Raw genomic sequence first — 23,129 nt, 5'->3', positions numbered from 1 at the left:
GGGCTTAATAACGACATGTTCAATACAGGCTATTGCTCATCGATTACGTATGAGTTAGATGATAACTCAGGTTTACTTGCACCAGCATAGGCATGTTCTTGCGCACTTAATGCACCCGCCTTTCCTTTACCAATGTATCGATAGTTTGATTCGTCTCTCTGCAAAACAGCTGTCAATGAATCATCACTGTTCACACCGAGTGATGGTGCTTTCATCATGCTTGATGATGCAAATCCCGTTATCACAGTCTCATCAGCTGAATGTTCAACTGGTGCAATCTCTACGGTTTTGGGTGCTTCTTGTTTGTGATTTTCCTGCGGCTGTGCTAGAGCGACTTGTGCCTCTTCTTGTTCCGTTATCACTACTGGCTGCAATAACGAAGGAATCAGTGCAGGTATTAGCTGAGTTGTCTGCTCATCAGCAATGATAGCCATAGAGGGCTGTTCATTTTGTTGTGACACTACTTTAACAAAACGATAGTCAATGGCAATTCGGCCTAACGCTAATTCAGGAGAATAAACCGCAAGCACTAATGGCATAGGCGAAGCATTGGCAACAACTGTCTTCGCTTTTTTTCGACGCTGACCATTTAAACGTAAATGGCGAGACGTTCGTCTTGGGCGACGAGCACTTTGGCTGTTATCTTTACTGCCATGGGTTTCACTGTCATTTTTGAGCACGACAGGTAATAAAAGCGCAGGGATAACCATTTTAGGCTTATTTGACTCTTTTACACTTAGGCTCTGCGTAGCTGGCATATCGGCATCATGTGCGACTCTGACTTTTTTGTTTAATGTACGCGGCGCTCTTCTTGGCTTAACTTCAGCCTTCACTGGCGCGACTTGGGGAGCTGCAACAATTTCGGTCTCAGTTGGCTTAGCTGTCTCTTCTGCTTTATTCTGCCTTGGGCGACGATTATTTTTCGCAGTGGTTTCTTTCTCGCGATCTCTATCTTTTTCTTTATCTTTGACATCGGTACGAGCAGTATTATTTTTACTGTTATACTTATTTCGACGATGATTAATCGGTCGTTTATCGTCTTTTTTGCTCACATCTTTAGTATTATCAACAACCTTATCTGACGTTGCTTTTACTGACGTAGCATTTTTTTCATCATGTGCAAATAAACCGCGTAACTTTTTAGCCAACGAACCAAATAAACCTAGTGAAGGTGCGACTTCTTCAGTATTTTTGACTTTTACTATCGCTGGATTCAACTCCACTTTAACGCCAGATAAAATGGCTTCTTCAGCAACATATTCTGTTACTGCCTCGTCATCCTCTTCTTCGAGCTCACGAATGAGCTTAGGTAGATTGTAACTCAGTACATCTGTTTCCTCACCACGGCGTTTACGAATAACCTTGTAGAGCGGCGTTTCCATTTCGCTATCTGCTGCGATAACAATTTTAATATCGGGGTAATTACTTTCTATATTGGTAATCGCACGACGCTTTTCATTGAGTAAATAACTAGCAATAGGTACCGGCACGATGACATCAATTTGTACAGTATTATCTTTTAGCGCTTCTTCTTGAATTAATCGCAGAATTGAAAGCGATAAGGAGTTGTTATCGCGTACAGTACCGGTTCCCTGACAACGCGGACAAATATGATGCGTTGCCTCACGCAGTGACGGACTCAATCTTTGCCGAGACATCTCTAATAATCCAAAACGCGAAATTCTGGCAGTCTGAATACGTGCACGGTCGGTTTTCATCGCTTCTTTTAAGCGATTTTCCACTTCACGCTGGTTACGAATCGGTGTCATATCAATAAAATCAATGACAATTAGTCCACCTAAATCACGTAAACGAAGCTGCCTTGCAATCTCATCTGCCGCTTCAAGATTAGTGGTAAATGCCGTTTCTTCAATATCACTGCCTTTAATTGATTTAGCGGAGTTGATATCAATAGCAGTAAGTGCTTCAGTTGAATCGATAACGATAGAACCACCAGATGGTAATCGGACTTCTCGTTGAAATGCAGATTCGATCTGACCTTCAATTTGGTAGTGACTAAATAATGAAATTTCACCTGAATACAGTTTTAAACGACTAATATACTCAACGCGCCCTAAATCCTCTAAACGCTTTTTCGCTATTTCAAGTATTTTTTGATTATCGATGAATATTTCACCAACATCATCACGTAAATAATCACGAAAAGCGCGAGTAATCACATCGCTTTCTTTATGAATTAAACTCGGTGCGGGATGATTTTTCGCTTCATTTTGAATCGCTTTCCAATAAGTAATTAAAGCATCAAGATCTTGTTGTAACTCTTGTTGCGTTTTACCCACGCCAGCAGTACGAGCGATAACCCCCATACCGCGTGGTTTTTCAAGCGCATCAATATTCCGCTTCAAATCAGCGCGATCTTCCCCTTCAATCCGCCTTGAAACACCGCCAGCACGAGGATCATTTGGCATTAAGACTAGATAGCTACCCGCTAAACTGATATAAGTCGTCAGCGCTGCGCCTTTTTTACCGCGAATTTCTTTTTCAATTTGAATAAGGACTTCTTGGCCTTCTTGTAAATGCTTGATACTACGACGCCCAGAAATATCATTTGGAAAATAATTTTCTGCAATCTCTTTCAATGGAAGGAATCCGTCTCGTTCACCGCCATATGACACAAAAGCGGCTTCTAAGCTGGGATTAATTTTAGTAATAGTACCTTTGTAAATATTGGCTTTTTTCTGTTCATGACCTAAGCTTTCGATATCAAGATCGTATAGCCGCTGACCATCTACAAGTGCAATACGCAGCTCTTCTTGCTGTGTTGCATTAATTAGCATTCTTTTCATTGTTATATACTCTTTAAATTCAGAAGCAGCAGAATCAAGCAAATGAAAAAAGAGAATTTATTTTAATCGCACTTTATCAAATATTTAAATTAGACCAATCGTAATTGTATTCATTATTTTATTTATATAATTATTGTTATTATATTATGTGAACACATTTTCATTATAAATTTAGCGATACTCACCACAATAATTGCCGAACTAAAGTCAGTATAGCTAAAAAATTTTATATATTTGCTCTTCAAATTGAAAATACCATCTAGCGTTATATCTGCCCGACTTTTCAACTCAATAGGTACTATGGTTAAAATAACACTCTTATTTAATTCGTTATTCTACTTACTTGTTATTGTTAACAAAAATGTCTGTAAATTAATATCTATAATGTCTGATGCCATTGCCGCATTATAAATAAAAAAACTCTCCTATATTATTAACATTTCATGGCAGGATAGCAAGTAAATTAAAGTGCTGATTTTGTCATATTCATTAATTATGTTGTGCCATATCAAGTTATAGTGAGGAAAATAATTCAATCCAGTCTTTGATACACACTTTTATCATGACGTAAACGATTCTGTTATTTTCAGGACCAATCTGACACAAACACTACTAATCGATTAAACTTATGTTATGATAAGTCAAAATGAAAACTCTGAAGCAATTACACCTAAGTCTACTGATAAGGTTTACTTGCCGCGATGTTATCGCCGGGTATGCTGTAGAAATACGTATGCCTCCCGAATTTTGGAAAGGTGTTTTTTAAATGCAACAACAGCTAGTTGATAATTATCAACGTCGGTTTCAATATCTGCGCTTATCTTTAACGGAATTGTGTAATTTTCGTTGTCAGTATTGTTTGCCAAACGGATATCAGCCCAATAGAGCACATCAATTTTTGACCTTAAATGAAATCGCCAATATTGCCAATGTATTTAGTGATCTTGGTGTGCAAAAAATTCGTTTAACAGGCGGAGAGCCGACACTGCGTCGAGATTTTGCCGATATTATTATGCTGCTCGCTAAACAGGCTTCTATTAAAGAAATTGCCGTCACAACGAATGGTGATCGGTTACTCAATCGTATTACCCAATGGCAACAAGCCGGCCTAACTGCACTTAATGTGAGTATTGATAGTTTTTCACCTGCCCGATTTGCACTCATTACAGGTGAAAATAAGTTGCATCAAGTACTCGCAGGCATCGATAGAGCACTTGAAATCGGTATGCAGAAAGTCAAAATTAATACTGTATTAATGAAAGGCTTAACCGATGGTTTAAATGAGTATTTGCCCTGGATTAAAGATCGTCGCGTCGATTTGCGTTTTATCGAACTGATGGAAACTGGCGAAGGCTCTGCTCACTTCAATCGTTTTCACTTATCAGGAACAGAAATTGAGCAACAATTAGTTGCGCAAGGTTGGCAACTAATGGATAAAGATAAGCTTGCCGGTCCGGCCAAAGTTTATCAGCACCGTGATTATCAAGGGCGAGTTGGACTAATTATGCCGTACTCGAAGAATTTCTGCCAAAGCTGCAATCGACTGCGCGTATCTTCGATCGGTAAATTGCACTATTGTTTGTTTGGTGATTCTGCAATCGATCTGCGCGACTTATTGCAAGACAGCAGTCAACAAGCATTATTAAAGGCACGAATTTTAGCATCATTACGCATCAAACCAGAGACGCATTTTCTGCATCAACATCACGCAGGTATTACGCCAAATCTCTCATATATTGGCGGTTAAATCCGGTATAATGCTATCTTTTTGTGGTACACGAACGGCATTCCAATGATTAATCGCCCATTGTAAGAGTTGTTCTTTGCTGCCATCTTGCCAATCATGGGGAATCGGCTGCCCCAAAAAAACCAATCCTTTAATCAATAATTGTGTAATATTATCAAGTTTAATTGGTGGAGCATGATTTTGCTTAGATAACTTATCACGGTTTTGATTAAGCACTAGCGGTAAATGATAGTAACTCGGCAAGGACCATCCTAATTGTAAATAAAGTGACATCTGTTTAGTGGTCACTGACAGTAGATCCGCCCCTCTGACAACCTCGGTCACTCCTTGTTCATGATCATCAATGACCACGGCAAAATTATACGCAAATAAACCATCTTTTCGCCTAATAATAAAATCTTCATGCTGTTTGGGAACCGAAATTCGTTGACATTGCCGAATATTATCAATAAACCGATCGATAACATAAGTTTGTTTGAAGCGAATAGCCCGCTGATGGCTTGCAGTCAAATGGCGATTTTGGCAGTGATTATCATAAACGTGCGAAGCTAAATTTTGTACTCGCTGTCTTGAGCAATCACAATAATAAGCACCTTTATCCTGAATTAAAGAATGTAAAATATCCTGATACCGAGCTAAACGAGTAGATTGATAGACAACCTCACCATCCCAATAGAGCCCTAATTTTTCAAGCGTAAACAAAATATCAGCTGCAGCACCACTAACTTCACGAGGGGGATCGAGATCTTCAATACGAACAAGCCAATGGCCCTGCGCTGATTTTGCTTGTAGATAACTACCTAAGGCTGTAATAAACGAGCCAAAGTGTAACAAACCTGAAGGTGACGGAGCAAAACGCCCCACACTGTTTTTCATATTTAATTAAAAAATCAGCTCACTGTTATCCTATTCATAACACATTATTACTAAATACTACATCCCCATCTGTTTTTCACGCAGCTCAGCTACCGTTTTACAATCAATGCAAAGATCTGCTGTTGGTCTTGCTTCTAATCGCTTGATACCAATTTCCACGCCACACGAATCACAATAACCAAAATCATCATGGTCAATTTTTAGTAACGTTTTCTCAATTTTTTTGATCAGCTTACGTTCTCTATCTCGCGCTCTAAGCTCTAAACTAAACTCTTCTTCTTGAGTCGCTCTATCGGCAGGATCAGGGAAATTAGCAGCTTCGTCTTGCATATAAGTTACCGTTCGATCCATTTCACCTCTAAGCTGATTAAGCCAAGTTTCTAAAATTAGGCGAAAATGTTTCAATTGGTTCGGATTCATGTACTCTTCATCTTTTGCCTCATTATAAGGTTCAAGACCCGCCATAGCGAGAAGGCTTAGGGATGAGCTATTTATTTTTTGTTCCTTTTTCACCGAAATCTCCTTTCAAACAATTTTTTAAAGCGCTAAACTATAGCAATAAATTCTGCTTTATCAAATTGTTTTTAACGATTTTTGTAAAAAAATAAATTGTATCGGCTCCGCTCATATTAATAGATAAATATACAGTACTTAAATAATAATAATATCTCACCATAAGGTCATATTATTCATTGGGATATACTGTAAAAGCACAGCTAATGAGCTCGCGTCAGGTAAAATTAACTGTGGCGCGATATCAAATAAAGGGTATAACACAAATTCACGATTTTTCATATCATAATGAGGCACCGTTAATTCGTCGGTATTTATTTGTAAGTTGTCATAAAGCAGGATATCTAAATCAAGCGTTCTTGGTCCCCAGCGATTGGCTTTTCGTACTCGGCCTAGGTACTTTTCGATCTGCTGCAACGCATGTAATAACGCAATGGGTAATAAAGCGGTTTCAATTTTCAAAACCGCATTTAAATAATCTGGCTGATCTTGCGGCCCTAGTGGCTTACTGCGATAAAAAGGAGACACCGCCATAATTACCGTATCGGGTATCAGCGCAATAGCATCAATGGCCTGCTGAGCCTGCTTGAACGGATCACCCAAATTCGCTCCCAGAGCAACAAATACCACCGCCATATTGAATCCTCAATTGAAGCCACTACCATAATACATGCCTATTAGTTTAACTAAAAAACCTCAGTGCGTCATGCATGATTTTCCCGTATGTAAATAGCAATTGATTCGCTATCGATTGACGTGTAATTTAATGTAACTTCCATATCATCTCAGTATAACGGTTGTTTATCATCTTTATCACTACAGGAGAAACAAAATGAATATTGCTTTCGTTACCGGTGCATCAGCTGGATTTGGTACAGCAATCTGCCGCCAATTAATTACCGATGGTTATAAAGTGATTGGTGCTGCACGTCGGCAAGATAAGTTATCATGCTTAGCGGCAGAATTAGGTAGCAATTTTTTACCAATACAATTAGATATTACCCAAAAAGATGCGGTCAATAATGTGCTTTTAACACTTCCGATCGGTTTTAAAGATATCGATATTTTAATTAATAATGCCGGATTGGCTCTTGGTATGGAACCGGCTTATGAAGCAAATTATGATGATTGGGATACGATGGTACATACCAATATCATCGGCCTAATTCATTTAACACGCATTATTTTACCAACTATGGTAGCGCGTAACACGGGTTATATCATTAATATTGGTTCAACCGCCGGTAATTATCCTTACCGAGGCGGCAATGTTTACGGTGCGACGAAAGCGTTCGTCAAACAGTTCAGTGCCAACTTGCGTACTGATTTATTTGGTAAAAAAATACGCGTCACCAATATTGAACCGGGCTTATGTGGTGGTACTGAATTTTCCAATGTGCGATTTCATGGCGACGTCGCGCAAGCTAAGGCTGTTTATGATAATGTCGACGCTATTAGCGCACAAGATATTGCGAATACCATTTCATGGTTAGTCAATTCGCCAGCACATTTTAACGTCAACGCTATCGAAATCATGCCAACAGCTCAAGTACCAGCCGGACTTGCTGTCTCGAAAAACATGCAGTAATCCTTTATATTCCGCTATCTGGCTATACCCGTTAGCATCTTACTGGGCAGAGAGAAAAAACAAAGGCCTCTCTGTTCAATACTCTGACTAACATCAATATTCTCAAATAACTGATGCGCTATTTTGCTACTCTAAAAATGTCTTAGCAAAAAATTTTGTCTAAAGTGCAATATTGTAACAAATTAAGTATAAAAATTTTCTAACTGTGACTAAAATACACTTGCACTTATGTTCAGTGATTGCTATTCTTTTATTCTAGTATGGTAAGTTAAGGTTGATTAACAATGACATTTTCGACAGTTCTCAATAAATTTGCAAGTAGCCTTCCAGGTACTGATACCTATGTGAAATTACGTCAGTCGATGCAAACACTTATTCAAGAAGATCCAAATAATGCTTCGGTCTATTTCTTAGTATTTGGCTTTGCAAGAACTTATGTCATGTTGTATGAAGATCAAGAAGTGTCACCACAATTTGCCGAAGATAACCAAAAACTGATGTTATCCTATCTTCATATATTAGATGAGGCGCTACAAAAAGGTGATGCTGCAAGTTTATACCATGCATTAAACCGTGTTGTTAATGAGTATGAAAACAGCAAAAAAGTGTTTTAATATTATTGCAGCCTGACCTAAAACGTCAGGCTGTTTTGTTTTAGATTTACCACAACTTAAGTGAGAAGGTTTTAGGAACATGAAAACAGTAATTATGATTGGTATGATTATTGGCACCTCTGGCACCATTAGGCTCGGAGCGGGTTGACTTTTCCTAAAAAATCGTCGAAACAGCCCGCAGAATTAGCGGGTTTTTTTATGTTTTCAATGGGTCAAACCACCCTGAAAACACATAACTAATTTAAATTTTGATGAATCAATAAAAAGGTGCAATATGAAAGTCTTAAAATTTGGAGGAACATCCGTCGCCAATGCAGAACGTTTTTTTAGCGTTGCTCGGATTATTGAAAACAATGCTAAGCAAGAACAAACTGCAACGGTACTATCCGCACCCGCAAAAATCACCAATCACTTAGTGGCTATGGTTGAAAAAACCGTTGCAGGACAAGATATTCAAGACAATATTACTGAAGCTGAGAAAATTTTTGCAGATTTACTTGACGGTTTATCAAAACAGCAATCGCATTTTGCTTATGAAGAAATGAAACGTTTTGCGTTAAATGAACTCAACCATCTTAAACAACTTTTTCATGGTATTCGCCTATTAGGTCAGTGCCCAGATAGCATCAATGCCTCAATTATTTGCCGCGGTGAAAAGTTATCGATTGCGATTATGCAAGCATTACTTAAAGCCATGGGTCATAGTGTCACCGTGATTAATCCTGTTGAGACCCTACTTGCTGAAGGTGATTACCTTGAATCAACTGTTGATATAAATCAATCAACACAGCGCATCAAAGCATTAAACATACCAAAAGGCGATATTATTTTGATGCCTGGATTTACCGCGGGTAATGCACAAGGTGAACTTGTTGTATTAGGTCGCAATGGATCAGACTATTCAGCTGCGGCCTTAGCTGCATGCCTTCGCGCGGATAGCTGTGAAATTTGGACCGATGTCGATGGCGTATATACTTGCGATCCACGCCTTGTTCCTGATGCCAGATTACTCAAAACAATGTCTTATCAAGAAGCGATGGAACTGTCTTATTTTGGCGCAAAAGTCTTGCATCCACGAACCATACTGCCAATTGCCCAATTCCAAATTCCTTGCTTAATCAAAAATACTAATAATCCACAGGCACCTGGCACATTAATTGGTACCAATGAAGTTGATGTCTCATTACCGGTTAAAGGCATTACCAATTTAAATAATATGGCAATGATCAATGTTTCTGGCCCTGGTTTAAAAGGCATGGTTGGCATGTCAGCACGTGTTTTTTCAGCGATGTCAGCGTCAGGTATTTCAGTCGTATTAATTACTCAGTCATCATCAGAATACAGCATCAGTTTTTGTGTTCCACAAATAGAGCTTTTATTAGCAGAGCAGGCATTAAAAGAAGAATTTTATCTTGAATTAAAAGATGGCTTAATTGAACCGATTGATGTAATTGAAAATCTTGCTATCATTTCAGTGGTCGGTGATGGTATGCGGACTCTACGTGGATTATCAGCCAATTTTTTTACCGCCTTAGCTAAAGCCAATATTAATATTGTAGCCATTGCGCAAGGATCATCCGAGCGATCTATTTCTGTCGTTGTCGATAATGATGTGGCGATTATGGGCGTACGCGTTACACACCAGATGTTATTTGGTACCGATCAAATTCTTGATGTCTTTGTCATCGGCGTTGGCGGCGTCGGCGGTGCATTAGTTGATCAGATCAGTCGTCAACAACAATGGCTGAAGAAGAAACAAATTGATTTAAGAGTATGTGGATTATTTAATTCAAAACATTGCGTGTTAAATCGTGATGGTCTGACTTTAGCTAACTGGCGCGAACACATAAAAAACAGCAACCAGAGCTATACATTAGATGCAATTATTGCCTTTGCTAAAGAGAATCGCTTACTCAATCCAATCTTGGTTGACTGTACATCAAGCGCGACAGTTGCGAATAAATATGCCGAATTATTAGAAAACGGCTTTCATGTTGTCACGCCAAATAAAAAAGCGAATACTAGCTCAATGGATTACTATTTTCGTTTACGCCAAGCGGCGAGTAAAAGTAAACGTAAGTTTCAGTATGATACTAATGTTGGTGCCGGTTTACCAGTTATTGAAAATTTACAAAATTTACTTAATGCCGGCGATGAGTTAAGCCGTTTCTCAGGGATTTTATCTGGATCGCTTTCATTTATTTTTGGTAAACTTGACGAAGGCATGTCATTATCTCAAGCAACAAAGCTTGCCAAAGAAAAAGGCTTTACCGAACCCGATCCGCGTGATGATTTATCCGGTACTGATGTTGCAAGAAAACTGCTTATTTTAGCCAGGGAATCTGGCCTACAACTTGAATTAGAGCAAATTAATGTCGAATCGGTGTTACCCGCTTCTTACGCGCAAGGAAGTATCGATGAGTTTATGCAAAAATTACCTCAACTCGATAACGACTTTAAACATCGGGTCGAGGAAGCGAAACAATCGGGCAAAGTATTACGCTATGTTGGTAGTATTGAAAATGGCCAGTGTAACGTTAAAATTGAAGCGGTGGATAGTGATGATCCGCTGTTTAAAATTAAAAATGGCGAGAATGCCTTAGCATTTTATACCCGCTATTACCAACCTATCCCTCTCGTATTACGCGGGTATGGAGCGGGTAATGATGTCACCGCAGCCGGGATATTTGCGGACATTTTACGTACAACTTCTAGTAAAATCGGTGGTTAAATGAGTAAGATAATCAAGGTATATGCACCCGCTTCAATGGCTAACATCAGTGTTGGTTTTGATATTTTAGGTGCGGCAATTAATCCAATTAGTGGTGCAATGCTCGGCGATTGTGTCACCGTTGAGAGAGCATCTCAATTTGCACTTGTTAATAAAGGGCAATTTGTCAGCAAGCTGCCTAAAGATCCTAAATTGAATATTGTTTATCAATGCTGGCAGTATTTTTGTCAACAAATGGGGCAAGAACAGCCTGTCGCCATGACCCTTGAGAAAAATATGCCTATTGGCTCTGGTCTTGGCTCTAGTGCCTGCTCAGTGGTGGGGGCACTAGTTGCGCTAAATGAATTTTTTGATCGACCATTTAATGAACAACAAATGCTCAGCATGATGGGTGAGCTAGAAGGCCGCGTGTCAGGTAGCGTACATTATGATAATGTTGCGCCGTGTTATTTAGGCGGAATGCAGTTAATCGTCGATGAACTGGGTATTATCAGTCAGCGCCTACCACATTTTGAGGATTGGTTTTGGGTCATGGCGTATCCGGGTATAAAGGTCTCAACTGCCGAAGCAAGAGCAATTTTACCGGTGCAATACGCCAAACATGACTGCGTTGCACACGGACGTTATGTTGGTGGCTTTGTACATGCCTGTTATACTAAGCAGCCGCAATTAGCGGTAGCAATGTTACAAGATAATATTGCCGAACCATACCGTAAACAATTATTACCGCATTTTGATAAAACGGTGCAAACCGTCAAACAATTAGGCGCGTTAGCATCTGGAATTTCGGGCTCAGGACCAACGATATTCACCATTACTGATAACTTAGCGGCCGCACAAAAAATTGAATCATGGTTGCAAGAGAATTACTTGCAAAATACAGAAGGATTCACCCACATTTGCAAGATCGATAAACTCGGTGCAAGGGTAATTTAGTCGGCCACAACGTATAATATAAGTTAAAACTCAGCATCTCACGGCTAGTCTGGTTTTAGTTGACACCGTGAGTTAACATAATTTGCAGTATAGAAACAAACTGGAACCTATTATGAAACTTTATAATTTAAAAGATCATTCAGAACAAGTGAGTTTTGCTCAAGCCGTGCAACAAGGCCTTGGTAAAGGGCAAGGTTTATTCTTTCCATCCGAATTACCTAAATTTAGTGCCAGTGAAATTGGCGCACTACTCAAATTGGATTTCGTAACACGTAGCGCTAAAATTTTATCAGCCTTTATCGGTAATGAAATTAGTGATGACGATATGCAGCGCCTGGTCAAAAATGCCTTTCAGTTTCCAGCACCCGTTAAATCCGTTGAAGACGATATTGGTACATTAGAACTATTTCATGGTCCAACCCTGGCTTTCAAAGACTTTGGTGGACGGTTTATGGCACAAGCTTTAGTACAAGTAGCGGCAGATAAAAAAATCACGATTCTGACGGCAACATCTGGTGATACTGGCGCAGCTGTTGCCCATGCGTTTTACCACCTACCCAATATTCGCGTTGTTATTCTTTATCCACAAGGCAAAATTAGCCCATTACAAGAAAAACTATTTTGTACCCTTGGCGATAATATTCACACAATTGCCATTAAAAGTGACTTTGACACGTGTCAGGCTCTGGTCAAAAAATCATTTGATGACAGTGAGTTAAAAGCTAAAATTGGATTAAACTCAGCAAATTCAATTAATATTAGTCGTTTACTGGCACAAATTTGCTACTATTTTGAAGCATTTGCGCAATTAGCGCCAAAACAACGTGAGCAACTGGTTATTTCAGTACCGAGCGGTAATTTTGGTGACTTAACTGCGGGCTTATTAGCCAAAACAATGGGGCTACCAATTAAGCGCTTTATCGCCGCAACCAATGCTAATGATACCGTGCCACGCTACCTTGAAACAGGTAAATGGGAACCGCATCAAACAGTTGCAACTCTGTCTAACGCTATGGATGTGAGCCAACCAAATAACTGGCCACGTATTGAAGAAATTTATCATCGCGAAGCCTGGACATTAAAATCATTAGGCCGTGGCACCGTAACGGATGAGCAATCTGAAGCAGCAGTACGTGAACTTGATCAGAAAGGTTATCTATCTGAACCACACGGTGCGATTGCTTATCGAGTGCTGCGCGATCAGCTACAAGCAGATGAATATGGTCTATTTTTAGGTACCGCTCACCCAGCAAAATTTAAAGAAGTGGTTGAAAATATTTTAGGTAAATCTATTGCGCTGCCCGCAGAGCTCGCTGAACGTGCCGATATGACGCTATTATCGCATGTGATGGATAATGACTTTGCCCATTTACGTGATTATCTAATGAATCTTGAGTGGTAATAAGGCATCACGCTTTAGGCTAATGAGTTAGCAAGATCCGTTGTTAATGCGAAGGATCTTGCTAAGTAATCCGTCAACTTTATCCAAGACACTCTTATTAACGATTCACTATTCGCCAATGATGAATAAATTGACGAACACGCCCTTCTCGCAGTGCTGAAATAAATATACCCAGTGATAGATAAACAATGCCTAAGACGATCAACATCAATAAATTAAAGCCATTATCACTAATATGTAGCCCCATTTGATTCACGCCGGCAATCATATTTACCGCCCAAGTAGAAGGTAATAGTTTGGCAACACACTGCACCCAATAAGGCATCGCATCCAATGGCCAAATAGTCCCTGAAAGATAAAAAACGGGCGTTGTAATAAATGATAGCGTGAGATAGATCATTTCAACCCGCCTTAAGCACTCCGTTAGCAGTTTAGCCAGTCCCATTACAGCAAATAAAAATGGCAATGCCATTAATAATATCACAGGCAGAGACGCTAATTGCCGATACCCCAGAATCCAAGGCCATAAACCAAATAAAATGATCGACAAAAATAACCATATCGGAAATAACGCAGAGAAACTCCCCAGAAAAATAATTTTAGAGGGCTTGCCTTGCGGTAAAGTATTTAAAGCAATATGTGTTCTAGTTGATGCTAAAAGTAATGAGTGCTGCAATAACATGACTAATAAACCCGGAAAATTAATCGCTGCTAAGCTGATACCAGGATTGAATAATGGATCCGTCTGGCCTTTAATCGGTGAAAGTACAATATCTATTTGCGCATCAGTAAATCCACTATTGCGCATAAGTACGGCGTTATAATCGATTAAAAATTGTTGATAAATCGCTTTTAAATCTTGTTGAATCTGACCATTTGCAAGCCGACTTGAAGCGTCACCATAAGCGGCAATAGTAACAGAATCACCTTTAATTAATCGTTTTTCATAATCACGCGGTATCGTTATAACAGCAAAAACTTTACGAGCATTTATATCACGATATGCATCAGATGAATTATCATAACTTACAATAGTGACTTTAGCGCTTGTAGCCAAGGCGCGAGTTAAATCACGGCTTGATGCCGAGTGATCTAAATCAACAACAGCGATAGGTAAATCAGTAATACTACCTTTACTGTATACTAAACTCATTAAGCTAATTGATACTAACAATAATAACCATTTAGGCTGAGTTAATAGTCTCAATAAAATACGCTTTAAAGCGCCCCAATACATCTTAAGCATTATTGTATTACCTCTTCTCTATTTAAACGCCGAACTAAACGTTTACGAACAAGTAACGTAATAATCACGGGATAAATCATTAAAATAAGACAGGTTTTAACGAGCGAAACGACCCCAGCATGCCTTAAGAAGAGATCAAATAAGGTATTTAATGCATAGGTCAATGGCTCAATAGATGAAATCACTCTTGCAATGGGCGGCATCGATAATTCCGGTACTACGACACCAGAGTAAGTAAGTGCTAACCCAACTAATAGACCAATATAAGAATAAGCATCTATTGTAGAACGCGTAAAACTAAATAATAAGATACCGATACTCTGCGCTGCAATCACGTAGAAAAAAACCACTAATAGCATAGCAAATGGATTCCCAGAGACTCGTGCTTGCGAAAAAAAAACTAATAAGGCAATTTCGAAAATCAATAGCATCGTATACCATAGCGTATAAGGTGCAAGTTTACCCAGTACAAACGGATAGGTAGGCCTAGTTCGGCGAGGTAATTTCCCCAAAATGTGAATGGTCATTGTCACAACAAATAATTGCAGTAAATGCACTACAGCAGAGAACTGTTGAAAGTACATCGAGTTACCGCTGGCATTAAACAATCCATCATAATTGAACGTAGCGTTTGCAAGTGTTGGAACACTTAATCCGATTTTTGCCGCCATAATACTACGATACCGACTGTTAAAATCAGTAATAAGCCCTGAATAATCCATAACAGAATAAAGTCCAGCACTATAATATAGAGCATTATAATATAAAATCGGTACCGGCTGCTTGCCAGATAAGACATCGGCCTCAAAATGCGGAGGAATATATAACAAACCGTAAATTTTAGCCTTAGCTAATGCTTTCTCGCCGTCATACAATGAATCTTCATAATTAACTAGATCTGCATGCGCTCCAGCATTGAGATCGCGAATCATCTCTTGTGATAAGGCACTTTTATCTTGATCAACATAACCAACAGGCAAATCATATAATACCCCTGTCGAAAAGATACTGCTGATTAGCCCATAAATGATTAATGGTAAGATCCACAGTAACCAGTGGTAAGTGAAGCGTTTAAAGATGAAAGACATTTCATCACTAAAAGCAACCTTAAAACGCTGGTAAAAATCAATAACTACTCGTCTAACTTCCATAAAACACTCATACCAGCGCGTAAATTTTTTACTGGATTTAAAGGATATAACCTAATTTCGAATGTTTTTAAATCGAAATCACCGGTGGCCCTTGTCGCTCTTTTAGTTGCATAATCGCCCATCGGAGCGATGTAACGTACTTCTGCTTCAATTGGCTCTGCTCCGAGTGCAGGTACGTCTAAAAATACACGATCACCTTTATGGATATTAACGAGAATATTCTCACGGATATTAAATACAAAATAAGCTTGAGATAGCCGTGTCACCGTTAATAAAGGACTCGTTGCATTAAACAGCTCACCCACCTCAGCTGGAATAGATCCAACTTCACCATCTACTGGTGATTTGACATTAAGATCTTCGTATTGAATAACAAGCTGTTTCAAATTTTCTTCAGCCTGTTCTAATTGCGCTTCATAAATTTTTCGTTGTTCAATACGATCCCCATGCACGGCTTGATCTAAATTTGCCTGATCAGAAAGCACTTGTTGGTACGCCGCATCTTTAGCTTTTAACGCGTTATCGAGTACCGATTGAGAAACATAACCTTTATTAGAGATCGCTTGATTACGTGTGTACTCTTTTGAAGCATTATCATAATTCACTTTGGACTGTGCCAATAGTGCTTGATAATGTCGAATACTCTCCTCACGGGTGCCATGCTCAGATAAATCCAGCTGGGCTTTGGATTGATCGCGTGTTGCCTCAGCGGCCTTAACTTGAGCAAGTAATTCAGGGCTGTCTAATGTCAGTAGAATATCCCCCATCCGTACATCATCGCCTCGATTGACATTAATAACCATAACTCGACCTCGAGCTTTTGATGAGATATTAACATGTGGGGCATCAACTTCGCCTTGTAAGATAAGTTGACTATTATGCGAACGAATTAAAATTGCCATTGAAATCGTAATAACAACGAACAATACTACTGCGAATATTTTTTTATTCATAATAAATTAGTGTGATTAGAATCAAACAGGATAAGTATAATATTTAGATTAAATAATGAATTAGATGGATTATTTATCACTTATTCTTCTTAGGAAGATTCATTCTACATAAGAGAGGAATAAATTACTATAACAATTGCATAATATTTTATATCCCTAACCCAGTTTTGTTGATTCCCAATAATTGATAAGATAAAAACCTACTGATTTAGTATGATATTAATAAATAATTTAATGAGGTCAATAAAAATGAAAAAAATAGTGATTGTTGGTGGCGGAGCGGGTGACTTAGAACTTGCAACACAATTAGGTAGGAAGCTCGGTAAATCAGGTAAAGCACATATCACTTTAATTGATAAAAACAGTAGGTAAGAATCAGATGGGCGTTAAGGCTGGATGGCTTTATGTATTTATAAAATGCTATATCGCTTTCACCCAGTCGCGCTATTTGGCGTCGTTAAAACCTATCGATTGGCTAGGGCGAATAAAGTTTATCGCTCAACACGAACAAGTATTAATATGGATTAAATCCGTAATCCAACCATAAAAAAACCGAGTAAAAACCCGGTTTTTTTATTATTAAATCACTAAAGTTATCATTAACTTTTTTCGACCTGACTGAAATCTAATTCAACAGGAGTTGAACGACCAAAAATTGAAACTGAAACTTTTAAGCGGCTTTTTTCGTAATCCACTTCTTCAACAACGCCATTAAAGTCAGAGAAAGGCCCTTCATTAACACGAACCAATTCACCTGGTTCAAACATTGTTTTCGGTCTCGGTTTATCACCAACTTGTTGTAAACGATTCATAATAGCATCAACTTCTCTTTGAGAGATTGGCGCAGGTCTATCGGAGGTCCCACCAATGAAACCCATTGTTCTAGGCACACTACGAACTAAATGCCAAGTAGCATCATTCATTAACATTTCAACTAAAACATAACCAGGAAAAAATTTTCGTTCACTTTTACGGCGTTGACCGCCCTTCATTTCAACAACTTCTTCTGTTGGCACCAATACTTCACCAAAAGAATCTTCCATATTATGTAATTTGATGTATTCACGCAATGATTGAGCAACACGCGCTTCATAGCCAGAGTATGCCTGAATTACATACCAACGCTTATTTTGAGCTTCACTCATTCTAATGTCCTAACACTGTTAATTTTGATATTCCCCAGAAGAAGAAAGTATCTAGTCCCCACAAACACAGACCAACAACGATCGTTATTACTGCAATTAATAATGTTGTTTGTATTGTCTCTTTTCTCGTTGGCCACACAACTTTACGCACTTCCATACGAGACTCTTTCGCAAAGGTAATAAAGCTTTTCCCTTTATTCGTCGTCATTGCAAGTAATAGTGTCAAAGCAGAAAGTACCACAACACCAACAATTCGAATAATAGTGCCAGGTTGGTAAACAGCATCTGGCTCAGAAAAATAAAAATTACCCCATACGATTAGAGCGACTAATACAAAAACAAAAAACCATTTTATTTTATCAAACGATTTACTTGTTTCTTGGTTATCACGAACAATACTCATATAAAACCTATTATTTATCTTTTATCTTATTGAATAATAATCTACTTGAATAATAATCTACTTTATAAAATGCCCTATCCAAAAGCCAAAACATTTTACTAAATAGACTATCAGTTTTCATGTGATCCGACAAGATAAGAAAGGGCATCTTAAGATACCCCTTCACTATTTTAATAATTATTAAGGTAAATTACTTAATAACCTTAGCAACCACACCCGCACCAACGGTACGTCCACCTTCACGGATCGCAAAACGTAAGCCGTCTGCCATCGCGATTGGGTGAATTAAGGATACGACCATCTTGATGTTATCGCCTGGCATTACCATCTCTACGCCTTCTGGTAACGTGATTGTGCCCGTTACGTCAGTTGTACGGAAGTAGAACTGTGGACGGTAACCTTTGAAGAATGGAGTGTGACGTCCACCTTCTTCTTTGCTTAAAATATACACTTCTGATTCAAAATCAGTATGTGGTGTAATTGAACCCGGTTTTGCAAGTACTTGACCACGTTCGATGTCTTCACGTTTAGTTCCACGTAATAACACACCTACGTTCTCACCTGCACGACCTTCGTCGAGTAATTTACGGAACATCTCAACACCAGTACAAGTCGTTTTAGTCGTCGGTTTGATCCCAACAATTTCAACTTCTTCACCTACTTTTACAATACCACGTTCAACACGCCCTGTTACTACTGTACCACGACCTGAAATTGAGAATACGTCTTCGATTGGTAATAGGAATGGTTTATCAATGTCACGCTCTGGCTCTGGAATGTAAGAGTCTAGGTAACCCGCTAATTCAACAATTTTTTCTTCCCACTCTGCTACGCCGTTTAACGCTTGTAACGCAGAGCCACGCACTACTGGAGTATCATCTCCCGGGAAATCGTATTGTGATAGAAGCTCACGCACTTCCATTTCAACTAATTCTAATAACTCTTCGTCATCAACCATATCACATTTGTTTAAAAATACGATGATATAAGGTACACCTACCTGACGACCTAAAAGAATGTGCTCACGTGTTTGTGGCATTGGACCATCTGTCGCTGCTACTACTAAAATAGCACCATCCATTTGCGCTGCACCTGTGATCATGTTTTTTACATAGTCAGCATGGCCCGGGCAGTCTACGTGTGCGTAGTGACGAGTCGGTGTGTCGTATTCTACGTGTGACGTGTTGATGGTGATACCACGTGCTTTTTCTTCCGGTGCATTATCGATTTGGTCAAATGCACGTGCGCTTCCGCCGTATTTCTTCGCAAGTACGGTGGTGATCGCCGCTGTTAAAGTTGTTTTACCATGGTCAACGTGGCCGATTGTACCTACGTTAACGTGGGGTTTTTTTCGTTCAAATTTTTCTTTAGACATTGATTGTCCCTCTACTGTAATACAAATCGGTGCAAAAACACCACATTAACCTAGTATTATACACACTTAATATAAGAAAACCCATATTAAAGTAAATAATACTGACTTAAAAAATTAGCTCAGAATGATATCAGATAAAGCTATCATGTTACAAGTTTTATAGTCAGGAATACCGTAAATAATTTTTAAACATCTAACGCTAAAATTTAAATTATTATATTTAGATTTGTTTTGTGATTGAATATGTAAACTTTAGGAAATGAATAGATGGTGCTGATAGGCAGATTCGAACTGCCGACCTCACCCTTACCAAGGGTGTGCTCTACCAACTGAGCCATATCAGCATTGGAGCGGGCAGCGGGAATCGAACCCGCATCATCAGCTTGGAAGGCTGAGGTAATAGCCATTATACGATGCCCGCATGTTCAAAATTTTAGCGTGCTAAATCAATTATTGCAAAACACTTTTTTTGTTTGCTTACAATTTAGTTTGCTGAGATAAAATAGAACTGGCTATTAAAATTCTACTTTATTTAAATCATTCAAAATGAATGAATCTAAATGGTGGTGGGGGAAGGATTCGAACCTTCGAAGTGTGACACGGCAGATTTACAGTCTGCTCCCTTTGGCCGCTCGGGAACCCCACCCCGAATTGAAACTTCACTTTACTACTTCACTTAGGTTTAAATGGTGCCGGCTGCCGGAATCGAACTGGCGACCTACTGATTACAAGTCAGTTGCTCTACCTACTGAGCTAAGCCGGCCTAAGTGCTGCGCATTGTAGGGTATATTAGCCCCCTTTGGCAAGCGAAAAAAAACATTTTTATTTTATTTGCTTAAAAAAAAAACAAAAAGAGCATTTATCAAGCAAAAACAGACTAATTACTTAAAAAAAAGCCCCAAATATTGGGGCTTTGATGAACATCAAACAAAAGATAAATTATATATTATTTTTGTTTTTTAGTGGTCGGTGTCCCTTTAGCCGCCGTTGTGATTGCCACAACTTCACTGATATCACCTTTGTCTTGATAAGAACGACCATAATAGGTATCAAGAAGAATTTGTTTTAATTCGGCTATCAATGGGTAACGCGGGTTAGCGCCGGTACACTGATCATCAAATGCATCTACAGCAAGTTGATCAACCTGAGCTAAAAATAGCGTTTCATCCACTCCAAAGTCTTTAATTGAGAATGGAATATCAAGATCTGCTCGTAATTGATCTAACCAACCAAGTAGTTTTTCAACTTTTGTTTCTGCTTTATCAGAAGACAGGGTCAAGCCTAAATGATCAGCAACTTCAGCATAACGACTAATTGCTTGTGGATAACCGTATTGGCTAAAAGTACCTTGTTTAGTTGGTTTATTTGTGGCATTAAAACGCACCACATTTGAAATCAACATCGCATTAGCAACTCCATGAGGAATATGGAATGCAGCACCAATTTTATGGGCCATTGAATGACAAATTCCCAAGAAAGCCTGAGCAAATGCGACACCGGCAAGTGTTGCTGCACTATGAACTTTTTCACGTGCAACTGGATTTTTAGCGCCCTCTTTGTAACTCGCTGGTAAATACGCTTTCAACATGCTTAATGCTTGCAAAGCTTGTCCATCAGAAAATTCACTGGCCATAACAGATACATAAGCTTCTAATGCATGAGTAACAGCATCATATCCTCCAGCAGCACAGAGTGATTTTGGCATATTCATCACTAAATTCGCATCGACAATCGCCATGTTCGGTGTAATTGCATAATCTGCTAACGGATATTTTTGCCCAGTTGCATCATCAGTTACAACTGCAAATGGCGTGACTTCAGAGCCCGTACCTGACGTTGTTGTAACGCAAATGAGTTTTGCTTTTTCGCCCATATTTGGGAAATGACAAGTACGTTTACGGATATCCATGAAACGTAATGCAAGTTCATCAAACTTCGTTTCCGGGTGTTCATAAAGAACCCACATGATTTTAGCCGCATCCATAGGAGAACCGCCACCTAATGCAATAATCGTATCAGGTTTGAACGAAATCATCGCATCAGTACCTTTACGGACAATGCTTAAAGTTGGATCGGCTTCAACATCATAGAATGTTTCACAAAGCACACCTTGAGCTTCCAATTGGTCAGTAATTTGTTTTGAATAGCCATTATTAAACAAGAATTTATCGGTTACAACAAATACACGTTTTGCACCCTGGTCAATTACCTCATTTAATGCGATAGGTAATGAACCACGTCTAAAATAAATAGAACTTGGTAATTTATGCCATAACATATTTTCTGCTCTCTTCGCGATAACTTTTTTATTGATTAAGTGTTTTGGTCCCACATTTTCAGATACTGAGTTTCCACCCCAAGAACCACAGCCAAGCGTTAACGATGGCGCTAAATCAAAGTTATATAAATCACCGATACCACCATGAGCCGCAGGTTGGTTGATTAAAATACGACAAGTTTTCATTTTACTGCCAAAATATGCAATGCGATCTCGATTAGAATCCTGATCAGTATACAGAACTGAAGTATGACCCAGACCACCCATTTCGACTAATTTTTCAGCTTTATCAACAGCTTCTGTAAAATCTTTCGCTTTAAACATCGCTAAAGTTGGAGAGAGTTTTTCATGAGCAAAAGGTTCTGATAAATCGACATTTGACACCTCACCAACTAAAACTTTAGCCGCTGATGGTACTTTGAGCCCTGCCATTTCTGCGATTTTTACCGCAGGTTGCCCAACAATATTGGCATTTAATGCACCTTTTTCATTGAGAATGATGCCTTGTACAGCTTTAGTTTCTTGAGCATTAAGTACATAAGCACCGTATTCGTTTAGTAAACGGCGAACTTCATCATAAACAGAAGCAACCACGACAATCGCTTGTTCAGAGGCACAAATCATACCATTATCAAACGTTTTAGACATTAATACTGAGGCAACTGCACGTTTCAAATCAGCAGTTTCGTCAATCACTACCGGCGTATTACCTGCCCCAACACCTAACGCAGGTTTACCTGAACTGTAAGCGGCTTTAACCATGCCTGGTCCACCGGTTGCTAAAATTGCTGCAACATCCGGGTGATGCATTAGGCCATTTGATAACTCAATTGATGGTTCATCAATCCAGCCAATAATATCTTGTGGTGCCCCTGCTTTAACGGCAGCATCAAGCACAATTCGTGCCGCTTCAATCGTTGCATTTTTGGCGCGTGGATGAGGGGAGAAAACGATCGCATTACGTGTTTTCAAACTGATTAATGATTTAAAGATCGCGGTTGAAGTTGGATTAGTCGTTGGCACAATACCACAAATAATGCCGAGAGGTTCAGCTAGTGTAATGGTGCCAAAAGGTTCATTCTCAGCAATAACACCACATGTTTTTTCATGACGAAATTTATTAAGAATATACTCTGCCGCAAATAAATTTTTAATCACTTTATCTTCGACAATTCCCATGCCTGATTCAGCAACGGCTTGTTGTGCTAGCGGAATACGAGCGGCGGCGGCGGCGGTTGCAGCCGCGACAAAAATCTTATCGACTTGTTCTTGTGTAAACGTCGCGTAAATTTCTTGTGCCTGTTTGACTCGAACAATCAACTCATCCAATGAGGCTAAGCTAGTTACTGCCATATTACTATCTC

18 protein-coding genes, 4 tRNA genes and 1 riboswitch are annotated in these 23,129 nt (G+C 39.1%); of the genes, 7 read left to right on the top strand and 15 right to left on the bottom strand.

What is annotated here, in order from left to right:
- Positions 1-29: 29 nt before the first annotated feature.
- Positions 30-2,807: a ribonuclease E gene (gene rne, locus DES39_RS07355; RefSeq protein WP_121145131.1), complete on the bottom strand. Its 2,778-nt coding sequence runs from the start codon at positions 2,805-2,807 to the stop codon at positions 30-32.
- Positions 2,808-3,448: 641 nt separating this feature from the next.
- Positions 3,449-3,581: riboswitch (molybdenum cofactor riboswitch) on the top strand.
- Here rne and moaA point away from each other — a divergent pair.
- The gene (moaA, locus tag DES39_RS07350) at positions 3,574-4,554 is read left to right on the top strand and encodes a GTP 3',8-cyclase MoaA (RefSeq protein ID WP_121145130.1); all 981 of its coding nucleotides are present in this window, start codon (positions 3,574-3,576) and stop codon (positions 4,552-4,554) included. (Overlaps the previous riboswitch by 8 nt.)
- On the opposite strand, the gene gluQRS is transcribed toward moaA, so the two are convergent.
- The 3 genes from gluQRS to folK all read right to left on the bottom strand — a co-directional run bounded on the left by gluQRS (position 4,537) and on the right by folK (position 6,579).
- Positions 4,537-5,430: a tRNA glutamyl-Q(34) synthetase GluQRS gene (gluQRS, locus tag DES39_RS07345; protein WP_121145129.1), complete on the bottom strand. Its 894-nt coding sequence runs from the start codon at positions 5,428-5,430 to the stop codon at positions 4,537-4,539. The two genes, moaA and gluQRS, sit on opposite strands and share 18 nt — an antisense overlap.
- A 57-nt stretch (positions 5,431-5,487) precedes the next feature.
- Positions 5,488-5,895 (bottom strand): RNA polymerase-binding protein DksA, encoded by a 408-nt coding sequence (gene dksA, locus DES39_RS07340; protein ID WP_425463987.1) that lies wholly within the window; start codon positions 5,893-5,895, stop codon positions 5,488-5,490.
- Positions 5,896-6,099: 204 nt separating this feature from the next.
- Positions 6,100-6,579, bottom strand: a complete 480-nt coding sequence (gene folK, locus DES39_RS07335) for a 2-amino-4-hydroxy-6-hydroxymethyldihydropteridine diphosphokinase (RefSeq protein ID WP_121145127.1) — start codon at positions 6,577-6,579, stop codon at positions 6,100-6,102.
- A 196-nt stretch (positions 6,580-6,775) separates the two neighbouring features.
- Between folK and DES39_RS07330 the strand changes: the two genes are divergently transcribed.
- The 5 genes from DES39_RS07330 to thrC all read left to right on the top strand — a co-directional run bounded on the left by DES39_RS07330 (position 6,776) and on the right by thrC (position 13,214).
- Complete coding sequence (locus DES39_RS07330) at positions 6,776-7,531, top strand: SDR family NAD(P)-dependent oxidoreductase (RefSeq protein ID WP_121145126.1); 756 nt, start codon at positions 6,776-6,778, stop codon at positions 7,529-7,531.
- 284 nt (positions 7,532-7,815) lie between these two features.
- Positions 7,816-8,145, top strand: a complete 330-nt coding sequence (locus tag DES39_RS07325; RefSeq protein ID WP_121145125.1) for a hypothetical protein — start codon at positions 7,816-7,818, stop codon at positions 8,143-8,145.
- 274 nt (positions 8,146-8,419) lie between these two features.
- Entirely contained in the window at positions 8,420-10,876 is a 2,457-nt protein-coding gene (gene thrA / locus DES39_RS07320; protein WP_170143364.1) for a bifunctional aspartate kinase/homoserine dehydrogenase I, read from the top strand.
- A gap of 9 nt (positions 10,877-10,885) precedes the next feature.
- Positions 10,886-11,812 (top strand): homoserine kinase, encoded by a 927-nt coding sequence (gene thrB / locus DES39_RS10935; RefSeq protein ID WP_170143369.1) that lies wholly within the window; start codon positions 10,886-10,888, stop codon positions 11,810-11,812.
- Between the two features lie 112 nt (positions 11,813-11,924).
- On the top strand, positions 11,925-13,214 hold the full coding sequence (gene thrC / locus DES39_RS07315) for a threonine synthase (RefSeq protein ID WP_121145124.1): 1,290 nt from the start codon (positions 11,925-11,927) through the stop codon (positions 13,212-13,214).
- A gap of 97 nt (positions 13,215-13,311) precedes the next feature.
- Here thrC and DES39_RS07310 read toward each other — a convergent pair whose 3' ends face one another.
- The 3 genes from DES39_RS07310 to DES39_RS07300 are packed head-to-tail and all read right to left on the bottom strand — an operon-like array spanning position 13,312 to position 16,564.
- Complete coding sequence (locus DES39_RS07310) at positions 13,312-14,460, bottom strand: ABC transporter permease (protein ID WP_121145123.1); 1,149 nt, start codon at positions 14,458-14,460, stop codon at positions 13,312-13,314.
- On the bottom strand, positions 14,460-15,611 hold the full coding sequence (locus tag DES39_RS07305; protein ID WP_121145122.1) for an ABC transporter permease: 1,152 nt from the start codon (positions 15,609-15,611) through the stop codon (positions 14,460-14,462). Before DES39_RS07305 ends, DES39_RS07310 begins: the two co-directional genes overlap by 1 nt.
- Positions 15,593-16,564 (bottom strand): HlyD family secretion protein, encoded by a 972-nt coding sequence (locus DES39_RS07300; protein ID WP_121145121.1) that lies wholly within the window; start codon positions 16,562-16,564, stop codon positions 15,593-15,595. The genes DES39_RS07305 and DES39_RS07300 overlap by 19 nt, the downstream gene beginning before the upstream one ends.
- 249 nt (positions 16,565-16,813) lie before the next feature.
- Here DES39_RS07300 and DES39_RS11085 point away from each other — a divergent pair, with 249 nt between their 5' ends.
- Positions 16,814-16,936, top strand: a complete 123-nt coding sequence (locus tag DES39_RS11085; RefSeq protein WP_281271076.1) for a hypothetical protein — start codon at positions 16,814-16,816, stop codon at positions 16,934-16,936.
- Between the two features lie 227 nt (positions 16,937-17,163).
- Here the strand turns inward: DES39_RS11085 and nusG are convergent, their stop codons facing one another.
- The 8 genes from nusG to adhE all read right to left on the bottom strand — a co-directional run bounded on the left by nusG (position 17,164) and on the right by adhE (position 23,118).
- Entirely contained in the window at positions 17,164-17,709 is a 546-nt protein-coding gene (gene nusG / locus DES39_RS07295) for a transcription termination/antitermination protein NusG (RefSeq protein ID WP_121145120.1), read from the bottom strand.
- Position 17,710: 1 nt separating this feature from the next.
- Positions 17,711-18,112, bottom strand: coding sequence for a preprotein translocase subunit SecE (gene secE, locus DES39_RS11130; RefSeq protein WP_121145119.1), 402 nt, complete (start codon positions 18,110-18,112; stop codon positions 17,711-17,713).
- 190 nt (positions 18,113-18,302) lie between these two features.
- Positions 18,303-19,487: an elongation factor Tu gene (gene tuf, locus DES39_RS07285; RefSeq protein ID WP_121145118.1), complete on the bottom strand. Its 1,185-nt coding sequence runs from the start codon at positions 19,485-19,487 to the stop codon at positions 18,303-18,305.
- A gap of 268 nt (positions 19,488-19,755) precedes the next feature.
- Positions 19,756-19,831 (bottom strand) — tRNA-Thr (locus tag DES39_RS07280).
- A gap of 2 nt (positions 19,832-19,833) precedes the next feature.
- Positions 19,834-19,908 (bottom strand) — tRNA-Gly (locus DES39_RS07275).
- A gap of 140 nt (positions 19,909-20,048) precedes the next feature.
- Positions 20,049-20,133 (bottom strand) — tRNA-Tyr (locus DES39_RS07270).
- A 41-nt stretch (positions 20,134-20,174) separates the two neighbouring features.
- Positions 20,175-20,250 (bottom strand) — tRNA-Thr (locus DES39_RS07265).
- Between the two features lie 183 nt (positions 20,251-20,433).
- On the bottom strand, positions 20,434-23,118 hold the full coding sequence (adhE, locus tag DES39_RS07260; protein ID WP_121145117.1) for a bifunctional acetaldehyde-CoA/alcohol dehydrogenase: 2,685 nt from the start codon (positions 23,116-23,118) through the stop codon (positions 20,434-20,436).
- Between the last annotated feature and the right edge of the window lie 11 nt (positions 23,119-23,129).

Source organism: Orbus hercynius (genome assembly GCF_003634275.1).
In the GTDB taxonomy this organism is placed as follows: Bacteria; Pseudomonadota; Gammaproteobacteria; order Enterobacterales; family Orbaceae; genus Orbus; species Orbus hercynius.
The sequence above is the reverse complement of the archived record's forward strand: the minus strand, read 5'-3'. Positions and strand labels throughout refer to the sequence as shown.

Bases quoted from the DNA above. Each gene is read 5' to 3' on its own strand.
- rne (WP_121145131.1), bottom strand. From the start codon at position 2,807: ATGAAAAGAATGCTAATTAATGCAACACAGCAAGAAGAGCTGCGTATT.
- moaA (WP_121145130.1), top strand. From the start codon at position 3,574: ATGCAACAACAGCTAGTTGATAATTATCAACGTCGGTTTCAATATCTG.
- gluQRS (WP_121145129.1), bottom strand. From the start codon at position 5,430: ATGAAAAACAGTGTGGGGCGTTTTGCTCCGTCACCTTCAGGTTTGTTA.
- dksA (WP_425463987.1), bottom strand. From the start codon at position 5,895: ATGGCGGGTCTTGAACCTTATAATGAGGCAAAAGATGAAGAGTACATG.
- folK (WP_121145127.1), bottom strand. From the start codon at position 6,579: ATGGCGGTGGTATTTGTTGCTCTGGGAGCGAATTTGGGTGATCCGTTC.
- DES39_RS07330 (WP_121145126.1), top strand. From the start codon at position 6,776: ATGAATATTGCTTTCGTTACCGGTGCATCAGCTGGATTTGGTACAGCA.
- DES39_RS07325 (WP_121145125.1), top strand. From the start codon at position 7,816: ATGACATTTTCGACAGTTCTCAATAAATTTGCAAGTAGCCTTCCAGGT.
- thrA (WP_170143364.1), top strand. From the start codon at position 8,420: ATGAAAGTCTTAAAATTTGGAGGAACATCCGTCGCCAATGCAGAACGT.
- thrC (WP_121145124.1), top strand. From the start codon at position 11,925: ATGAAACTTTATAATTTAAAAGATCATTCAGAACAAGTGAGTTTTGCT.
- DES39_RS07310 (WP_121145123.1), bottom strand. From the start codon at position 14,460: ATGCTTAAGATGTATTGGGGCGCTTTAAAGCGTATTTTATTGAGACTA.
- DES39_RS07305 (WP_121145122.1), bottom strand. From the start codon at position 15,611: ATGGAAGTTAGACGAGTAGTTATTGATTTTTACCAGCGTTTTAAGGTT.
- DES39_RS07300 (WP_121145121.1), bottom strand. From the start codon at position 16,564: ATGAATAAAAAAATATTCGCAGTAGTATTGTTCGTTGTTATTACGATT.
- DES39_RS11085 (WP_281271076.1), top strand. From the start codon at position 16,814: ATGAAAAAAATAGTGATTGTTGGTGGCGGAGCGGGTGACTTAGAACTT.
- nusG (WP_121145120.1), bottom strand. From the start codon at position 17,709: ATGAGTGAAGCTCAAAATAAGCGTTGGTATGTAATTCAGGCATACTCT.
- secE (WP_121145119.1), bottom strand. From the start codon at position 18,112: ATGAGTATTGTTCGTGATAACCAAGAAACAAGTAAATCGTTTGATAAA.
- tuf (WP_121145118.1), bottom strand. From the start codon at position 19,487: ATGTCTAAAGAAAAATTTGAACGAAAAAAACCCCACGTTAACGTAGGT.
- adhE (WP_121145117.1), bottom strand. From the start codon at position 23,118: ATGGCAGTAACTAGCTTAGCCTCATTGGATGAGTTGATTGTTCGAGTC.